Source organism: Pseudomonas sp. MWU347, from assembly GCF_017947305.1.
GTDB lineage: Bacteria > Pseudomonadota > Gammaproteobacteria > Pseudomonadales > Pseudomonadaceae > Aquipseudomonas > Aquipseudomonas putida_A.
In genome coordinates this window covers 165418-174777 of the sequence record NZ_JAFGZB010000012.1, presented here as the reverse complement: position 1 = coordinate 174777, position 9360 = coordinate 165418, and the positions used below count along the sequence as shown (strand labels likewise).

Annotated in this window: 5 protein-coding genes and 3 pseudogenes; all 8 read left to right on the top strand. The window is 53.2% G+C overall.

Annotated elements, in window-relative coordinates; genetic code table 11:
• Positions 1–616: pseudogene (locus KCG87_RS24240) on the top strand (type VI secretion system tip protein VgrG); the annotation flags it as partial.
• Positions 606–1349: a DUF4123 domain-containing protein gene (locus KCG87_RS24235; protein WP_210558958.1), complete on the top strand. Its 744-nt coding sequence runs from the start codon at positions 606–608 to the stop codon at positions 1347–1349. The pseudogene KCG87_RS24240 and the gene KCG87_RS24235, both read left to right, overlap by 11 nt.
• A complete protein-coding gene (locus KCG87_RS24230) occupies positions 1346–6127 on the top strand; it encodes an RHS repeat-associated core domain-containing protein (protein WP_210558959.1) in 4782 nt (1593 codons plus the stop codon). The genes KCG87_RS24235 and KCG87_RS24230 overlap by 4 nt, the downstream gene beginning before the upstream one ends.
• 8 nt (positions 6128–6135) lie before the next feature.
• Positions 6136–6525, top strand: coding sequence for an Imm50 family immunity protein (locus KCG87_RS24225; protein ID WP_210558960.1), 390 nt, complete (start codon positions 6136–6138; stop codon positions 6523–6525).
• A gap of 32 nt (positions 6526–6557) precedes the next feature.
• Positions 6558–7107 (top strand): annotated as a pseudogene (locus KCG87_RS24220) (RHS repeat-associated core domain-containing protein); the annotation flags it as partial.
• A 3-nt stretch (positions 7108–7110) separates the two neighbouring features.
• A complete protein-coding gene (locus KCG87_RS24215) occupies positions 7111–7572 on the top strand; it encodes a hypothetical protein (protein ID WP_210558961.1) in 462 nt (153 codons plus the stop codon).
• Positions 7569–8189 (top strand): hypothetical protein, encoded by a 621-nt coding sequence (locus tag KCG87_RS24210; protein WP_210558962.1) that lies wholly within the window; start codon positions 7569–7571, stop codon positions 8187–8189. Before KCG87_RS24215 ends, KCG87_RS24210 begins: the two co-directional genes overlap by 4 nt.
• 317 nt (positions 8190–8506) lie before the next feature.
• Positions 8507–9304 (top strand): annotated as a pseudogene (locus tag KCG87_RS24205) (RHS repeat-associated core domain-containing protein); the annotation flags it as partial.
• Between the last annotated feature and the right edge of the window lie 56 nt (positions 9305–9360).

Here is a 9360-nt window from a genome sequence, read left to right as displayed (position 1 = left end):
CCTGAGCTCGATGGGCGGTGGCGGTTACAACGAACTGCGCATCGAAGACAAGAAAGGTCAGGAGCAGATCTACCTGCACGCCCAGCGCGACTGGGACGAAAACATCGAGCACGACCAGAAAATCCGCGTCGGCAACGAACGCCACGACACCGTCGAGCAAAACAGCTACACCGAGTTCAAGGCCGAAGAACACCACACCGTCTACGCCGACCGCAAAGTCGAGGCCCGCGCCAACGACCACCTGACCGTGGGCGTGAACCAGCACATCAAGATCGGCACCGGCCAATTCATCGACGCCGGCCAGGAAATCCACCTGAGCAGCGGCATGAAAGTCGTGCTCGAAGCCGGCGCCGAGTTGACCCTGATCGGCGGCGGCAGCTTCATCAAGATCGACGCCGGCGGCGTGACCATGAGCGGCCCGACGATCAACATCAACTCCGGCGGCAGCCCCGGCAGCGGCACCGGCGCCGCCCCGCTGATGCCCGGCGTGCTGAAACAGGCCGACGCCGACAAGGCCGGTCAGGTCCTGACCCCGGCCCAGATCAACACCCTCAAACGTAACGCGCCGTTCTGCGAAGAATGCGAAAAATGCAAGGCAGGTGCCTGTGCCATCTGATCGACTGACACCCAAGGACTGGCTGGCACAACAGCCGCTGCAGAGCGGTGAACGCCTGTATCTGATCATCAGCGCAGCAAGCGATGCCGACGCGCTGAAAACCCTGTACCTGACCGAACCCACCGCCCAGCTCCTGCCGATCTGGGGCGGCACGCCCTACTCCACCTGGCAACCGGTGATGCCCTACGTCACCGAACTCAAACCGAACTCGGCATTCCTGCCCTGGATCGCCGAAACCGACGCCCTCGATTGGGGCTGGCTGGCGGTCTCACGCGCCGAACCGAACGACGTGTTCGAGCACCTGCGCAGCCTGACACAGGTGAAGATGCCGGACGGGACTGAGGTGTTTTTCCGCTTCTGGGATGGCAGGCATATCTACCCGATTCTGAAGGGACTGGGAGACAAGGCCGGAGAAGTGCTGCCGGTGTTTGAACGGTATCTGATTAATGGGCAAACGCTGGAGGTTGGGACGCGAGTGTTGCCGAAGGTGCGGGATTGGCCGTGGTGGGAAGTGCCGAAGGATTTGCTGGATAGTCTGATGGCCGAAAATCCATCAACGATTATTGGCAACATGATGCAGTGGCTGTTGGATGAACATGCTGACCTGTATTTCTCGTTCCCCGAGTCGAACCTGAAACAAAAAGTGGCGCGCTTTGTAAAACGCACGCCGCTCACGGAAGAAAATTTTGCCGGGCTGCTGAAAGCCCATCTGGAAAATGAGGTGGTTGTATGAGCGTTTTGATGGGTGGGATCGTTGGTGGCCTCACGGCAAAACAACCTGATGCTCAGGCAATCATCGCCGACTTCAAGAAGTGTCTGAAAGATTACCGCAAGCATGCCGAAGCCTGGTATGGCGGCATTCTGGATGCCGAGCAGCAGTTCAAGGTCGGCGACGAAGTCGGGACGGCGGACAAGGACAGCAAAAAGGAAAATACCCTTTATGCCAACTGCCCGGCGAACGGCAAGCTAGTACTCGTGCATAGCTTCGAATCCGCGCGTTTTGTCCCGATCGGTAATACGCCGGTACGCCTGACGCCGGTGGTGGACGGCCGCTTCATTGGCAAGAACGAAGTGGGCCCGACGATCAACAAAACCATCGACTCGACGGGGATTCTGGAAGTTTCCGGGCTCACCCCCAATCAGCAATACAAGATTACGTTCTTCCCAAATCCCACGCCTGCTCAGATCGATAGCCTCTTCAACTCCTATCAAGGCGTGATTGGTGAATTGGGCGGATGGCTGCAAACCGAGTGGAGCACAAGTTTCTTGCCGCTTTGGCAGGCACACACTGATGCATCACTGGGCGGTCGTGCCCTGCAGGAACTGGAAGCCGCGTGGGAAGGCTTCATGAAGGCGATCATGGGTTTGTGGGGCGATATCAAGAGCCTTTATGACCTCGTTGCACACCCCCGCGAAAACTACGAAAAACTGAAAAAATTCTTCACAGAAGAACAGATCAAGAAGATTTATGACGCCTCGTCAGAGGCTATCCACACTGCCCTGCTGATCGCCAGCGATGAACCACTGATGTGGATCTACGTCGCTGCCATCGTGGCGTGGATAAAGATGCTCCCGCCACAGACCTGCACAGAAGTGCTGGCGCAAATGAGCACAGAATTCTTGCTGAATATTCTGGTCGGTGTGGTTCTGACAGGTGGTCTGGGCCTGGCCGTGCGTATCGGTACGAAAGCAATCAAGGGGGTGCAAAGCAGCGGTAAGGTCATAAAACTCATTGAAGACTTCACCGGCATGCTGATGAAGGTCAGCAAGTCCAAAGCAACGCCGCATACCGAGGCGTCGAAGCCGTTATTGCTCAATGGTGATTCGAAGTTCAATCCGGCACGCAAGGCAGATGTTCAGATTGCGTCGCCTAAACCTGCCGAAACCGCCACAGCGCCGAAGAACAAGCCACCGGTGAGCGGTGGGAAGGTGGAATCTGATGCGCAGGTTCAGGCCCGTAAAAAAGATGAGCCGGCTTCGCGTGTCGAACAGGTAGAACCCGTCGACAACGCGCCAAAACAGTCGAAAAACCCGGCTGACGAACCCGCACAATGTGTCGACAAAACCTGCTCCAACGGCGAACCCGTGTCGATGGTGACCGGTGAAGAATTGCTCACGCTGACTGATGGTGAACTGGGTGGTCTGCTGCCGTTCGAGTGGACTCGCCTTTATCGCAGCAGTGCGGTGGAAATCGACAGCCGCCTCGGCCATGGCTGGAGCCATTCGCTGTCCCATCGCCTGCAGGTAGACGATGAAGGCGTGCTCTGGACCGACAATGAGAACCGCCAGACCCGTTTCCCAATGCCAACCGAGCAACGTCCGGCCATCACCAACAGCCTTGCCCAGGCAGCGATCTTCCTTGGCGATGCTCCCGGAGAATTGGTCCTTACACAGGCCGGCCCCAAAACTCGCTTCTACCATTTCCGAGCTGGCCGCCTGACTACCATCAGCGACGCTTACGAAAATCGATTGCACATCAGTTACGACTTCGTTGACCGCATCCAGCGTATCGATAACGGCGCAGGCCGTGCCCTTTTACTGCGTTACGACGACCGACACATTGTGGCCGTCGATCAGCAGCAACAGCGCCCGGAATACACCGAACGTGGTGAGCGCCAGGATCCATGGGTGACCATTCAGACGCTTGTCACCTACCGGTACAACGCACGCAATCAACTTGTTTCTTCCACAAATGCAGCCGGTGAAACCGAGCACTACCGGTACAACGATCAGCACGTCATTCTTGAGCGGCAAATGGCCGGCGGCGCCAGTTTCTTCTGGGAATGGGAACGGGAAGGCAAACACTCTCGCTGTGTACGTCACTGGGCCAATTACGCGCAAATGGAAGCGTGGTACGAGTGGGACGACAAAGGCTCGGTGACCGTCTATAACGCCGATGGCAGTAAGCTGGTCTATGTGCATGACGAAAATGCGCGCCTGGTCAGCGAGACCGCGCCCGATGGCGGCGAAAAGCAAAATGCCTACGACGATGAGGGAAGGCTGGTCGCCGTAAAAGATCCGATGGGCGCGATCACTGAATATCAGTACAGCGAAGCTGGGCGCTTAATCGCCGTTATCCCGCCGGAAGGTATACCGACCCGTTACAACTACTTCAACGGTCAACTCATTGATGTACAGCGCGGCAAGGCACGCTGGAAATATGAGCGCAACCGTCAGGGTGATATCACCCAACAAACCGACCCGGACGGCAACGAGACCCACTACAGCTATGACCGTCAGGGCAGATTGCTGGAAATTCGTCACCCCGATGGCAGCCGCCATCAACTGGGCTGGAACAACCTCGGCCAGTTGCTGGAAGAACGCCTGCCGGACGGTGGTCAACGCAAGTACCGCTACGATGCACTTGGCCGGCAAATCACTCGTCAGGACGAATTTGGCGCGATTACTCAATATCAATGGGACGCCGCTGATCGCCTGACCCAAGTCACTCTGCCCGGCGGCGCCACTCGCGCGTTCACCTATAACCCGTATGGCCGGGTCACCGCCGAACGCGACGAACTCGGGCGGATCACTCGCTACGAATACGCCGACAACCTGCACCTGGTCAGCCGCCGCATCAATCCAGACGGTAGCCAACTGCGCTACCGCTACGACAACTCGCAACTCAATCTCACCGAAATCGAAAACGAACGCGGTGAGCGCTATCAGCTCGATTACTACTCGAACGGCCTGATCCAACAGGAAACTGGCTTCGATGGCCGTCGTACTGCCTACGAGTACGATCTCAACGGTCAGTTGCTGAAGAAAACCGAGTTCGGCGATGACGGCAGCGAGCTCGTTACCGAATACCAACGCGATGCCGCTGGCCGTCTGCTCGTGAAAACCCTCGCCGATGGCGAAGAAGTTCACTACAGCTACGACGCCCTCGGTCGCCTGGTAAACGTCGACGACGGCCACTGGCCGCTCGCCTACGAATACGATGTGCAGGATCGCCTGATCACTGAACACCAAGGCTGGGGCACCACTCGTTACGAATACGACAGCGTCGGCCAATTGAGCCACTGCCGCCTGCCAGATGGCAGTACGCTCGATTACCGCCACCTGCCCGGCGGGCGCCTGAGCAGCATCGACCTCAACGGCTCACGCCTGACCAGCCATCAGTTCAGCGCCGGTCGTGAACAACAGCGCCAGCAAGGCCTGTTGCTCAGTCAATACCAGTACGACGAACAAGGCCGACTGCAAGCACACACCGTCGGCCAGCGTGATAAAAACCTGTTCCAGCGTCGCTACAACTACGACGCCAACGGCAACCTCGCCGGCATCGACGACAGCCGCAAGGGCAATCGCAGCTACCATTACGACCCGCTCGACCGACTCATCAGCGTGCGCGGCGCTACACCGGAGAGCTTCGCCCACGACCCGGCGGGCAACCTGCTGGGTCAGAACAACGAAGGCACGGCCAACCTCGCTAACGTCAAAGGCAACCGTCTGCTGATGCAAGGCGACCGTCATTACGACTATGACGCCTATGGCAATCTGATCCGCGAACGTCGTGGCACCGGCCAGAAACTCGTCACTGAATACAGATACGACTGCCAGCACCGTCTCATTGGCGTCAGCCTGCCGGGCGGTAGCACCGCGTCCTACAAATACGACGCCTTTGGTCGCCGCGTCGAAAAAACCATCGACGGCCACACCACGGAATTCCTGTGGCAAGGCGAACGTCTGATCGCTGAAAGCGCCGAAAACCGCTACCGCAGCTACATCTATGAGCCCGGCAGCTTCCGCCCACTGGCGATGCTCGATGGCGAAGGCCCGCGCAAAGCCACGCCGTTTTACTACCAACTCGACCACCTCGGCACACCGCAGGAACTCACCGACTACAGTGGCGAGATCATGTGGTCGGCCAAGTACCGCGCCTACGGTAACCTCGCGGCGCTGGACGTCAGCGAGATCGATAACCCGCTGCGTTTCCAAGGACAGTATTTCGATCCCGAGACGGGGTTACATTACAACCGGCACCGCTACTACAATCCTGGGACTGGAAGGTTTTTGACACCGGATCCGATCAAGCTTGCTGGCGGATTGAATAACTACCAGTACGTGCCTAACCCTACGGGGTGGGTGGATCCATTGGGGTTGAATGGGTGTCCGGGACAGAAAAAATTTACGAGAAATGATAAATTTTATGGTTCTCGCAGAGCTGCATTTCAAGACGCAAAACGTGATGCGAGAATACCTAAATCAGCCGAACCAATGGAAGTCAACCAAGTTGCCCTTACGAAAACGGGTGAGCATGGCATAGGAAAACAAAACGTTCTCGATGCAGATGGCAACATTGTCTACACTAGAGAATACCACTATAAAAACATTGACAATGAGCGCGTAGTCATTCAAGAGCATTCATATGGACATGAAGATTTCCCAAGCGACCATGCTTCGCACAAACCGCATTTCAATGTGAGAGAGTATGATCCTAGTAGTGGCAACGCTGACCGCACTAGAACTTTCCATCTTAAAAGTGTTTCCAACCACTATGTTTTCGAGTGACAAATAAAATGTGGATAGACTACATTTCAGACAAAAAACAATGGCTAGCCATTTTTGGGAATAACTATGAACCAGCGGACCTACATATCTCTCACGCCATTTTTAGAGACAACGCAATAACCTTAAAATTATTTAGCCACCTTAAAGGTGACAGCTATCCGGATAAATGGATAAAGAACGAATATAACGAGTATTCCTTTGATCTAATTATCAACGATGTAAAAACTGTAGAGATCAGAAACTTCAACCTCTATGGCAAGCTAAAGTTAGAAATCAAAAAAAACAATAATGAGCACGAGATAAAAGCCACAGTTAATGCTCTCTGCAATTTCACATGCATAGCCAGCGGTATTTTTATAGCTAACATCAAAGCTTACAACAATGACGGCGCAGTTTAAGTGCAAAAAAGTCGACATATGATTTTCATGGTCTAGCCACTAAATATTACAACTGTGAGCATCGACTCATCTGCGTCAAACCGCAAGGCAGGGAGTACGGTCATCTACAAATACGACGCCTTTGGTCGCCGTATCGAGAAAACCGTCGACGGCCACACTACCGAGTTTCTGTGGCAAGGCGAACGCCTGATTGCCGAAAGTTCAGACAATCGCTATCGAAGCTACATTTACGAGCCGGGCAGCTTCCGCCCACTGGCAATGCTCGACGGCGAGGGCACACGCAAGGCCACGCCGTTTTACTACCAACTCGACCACCTCGGCACACCGCAGGAGCTCACTGATTACGGCGGCGAGATCATATGGTCGGCGAAGTAACGCGCCTACGGTAACCTCGCAGCGCTGGATGTCAGCGAGGTAGATAACCCGCTGCGCTTCCAAGGTCAGTACTTCGATGCCGAGACGGGGTTACATTACAACCGGCACCGCTACTACAATCCTGGGACGGGACGGTTTTTGACGCCGGATCCGATCAAGCTTGCGGGCGGGTTGAATAATTACCTGTATGTATCAAACCCCACAGGCTGAGTGGATCCTCTTGGGCTTAATCAGTGTCCGGGGAGCGGCAGATATTTAGACAAACCCGCAGAAGCTGATGGTTCTTTAAACATTGATGCCGGTACAAATCCGATAGAGGGTTATTACAATATCGATATTGATCCTAAAGCTCCGGGAGTACACGCTGGGAATGCAACGGATTTGTCGGGTATAAAATCAGGATCACAAAGTCATATCAACATGGATAACCCTTACGGCTACGACCCTTTAAACCCAGAAATATTAAGGGTATTATCCGAAAATGGAAAAATCACTATTACAGGCAGCGCATTCGCAAACAAATACATAAAGAAATCACTAAAAAGAATAGATGAATTAGGGCTAAGAACAGTTTCACAAACCAAAGTCGACCCAAAAGGCTTTAAAACAATTGACGGCAACCAAATCGAATCAAAACAACTTGATCAGTTTGTAATCGAGAGAGCAAAATGAATTTCTCAGTTGACATTACAGAATCCTTTGGCGCTATCGATTTCGATAATGCCGGCGGAGTTATTTCACATATAAATATTCCCCCGAACGAAAACATTCAAAATAAATTTCGACTCGGATTATTTAATTTTGTACTTAACTTAATAGACAAACCGGTAATTTCTTCAATAGAAAACCAGAATCCAAATTTTCTAGAAAAGATGGACGAGGACGGATTCCTGGTCATCAAGAAAGCTATTATCACATTTGAAAAAATAAAAGGTCACGAAAAATTAATACGCCTATTGAACGAGGAAAGTGGCTACTTGACGCACGAGTCTTACGGCCCAAAACTAGAGAACAAAGATAAAATATACGACATCGGCGGAAGATCGTTTTCAACTCCTGAATTATTAATTAACCTCGCAATAATTTCACCAAAAAAAGTAACCCTCGACTTCAGCGCTTCAAACCACACCTATATACCCACATACGAAGAACTTCAGAAATCAGTAGAAATATTGAACTCACAAGCAAATCGCTCCCAACCTGAAATCCAGGGAGTATTCGATACTAACTTTAGCAATTCTCATATGATAAGCGACTTTGACGCAGGCTATCGAGTATACAAATTATAGAAAAGTAACGGACCGGGGCCATATGGAAGAGATTATTCAGGAGCTTTTGCTCAAAGTTTCAACCAGAGGTATCCTCACGAAAACCTGAATGTATAAATAGTTGCAGCACACACAACAAGAACCGTAACTGATGGATAGCATTTTTATAGACAAATCAAAGGACAAAAACAGGCAAAAAAAGTTTACAGATTTATTTCGCTTGCAAAAAAGGGACAGATTTATTTTCCGGCTTGCCCCCTTTTTTTGATTCAAAATTTTTTTTGAAGACAGCCTTTCTTAGCCCCCTTTTCAGAAATAAATCCGTCCCCTTTTTTCTCAGCTATCACTACGACCCCCTTGATCGGCTGATCAGCGTGCGCGGCGCTACGCCGGAAAGCTTTGCCCACGACCCGGCGGGTAACCTGCTCGGTCAGAACAACGAAGGCACGGCCAACCTCGCCAACGTCAAAGGCAACCGTCTGCTGATGCAAGGCGACCGCCACTACGACTACGATGCCTACGGCAACCTGATCCGCGAACGCCGTGGTACCGGCCAGAAACTCGTTACCGAATACCGCTACGACTGCCAGCACCGCCTGATCGGCGTAAGCCTGCCAGGTGGCAGCACCGCGTCCTACAAATACGACGCCTTCGGTCGACGCATCGAGAAGACCGTCGACGGCCAGATCACCGAGTTTCTGTGGCAAGGTGAACGACTGATCGCCGAAAGCGCGGAAAACCGCTACCGCAGCTACATCTACGAACCCGGTAGCTTCCGTCCACTGGCGATGCTCGATGGCGAAGGCCCACGTAAGGCCACGCCGTTTTACTACCAACTCGACCATTTGGGCACACCGCAGGAACTCACCGACTACAGTGGCGAGATCATGTGGTCAGCGAAGTACCGCGCCTACGGTAACCTCGCTGCGCTGGACGTCAGTGAGATTGACAACCCGCTGCGCTTCCAGGGTCAGTATTTCGATTCCGAGACGGGCCTACACTACAACCGGCATCGCTACTACAATCCGGGGACTGGACGGTTTTTGACGCCGGATCCGATCAAGCTTGCTGGGGGGTTGAATAACTACCAGTATGTGCCTAACCCTACCGGATGGGTGGATCCGCTGGGGCTGAACGGGTGTCCAGGTAGTAACGGAGGGACATCAACTGAAGATGTTAATAACCCTACTAA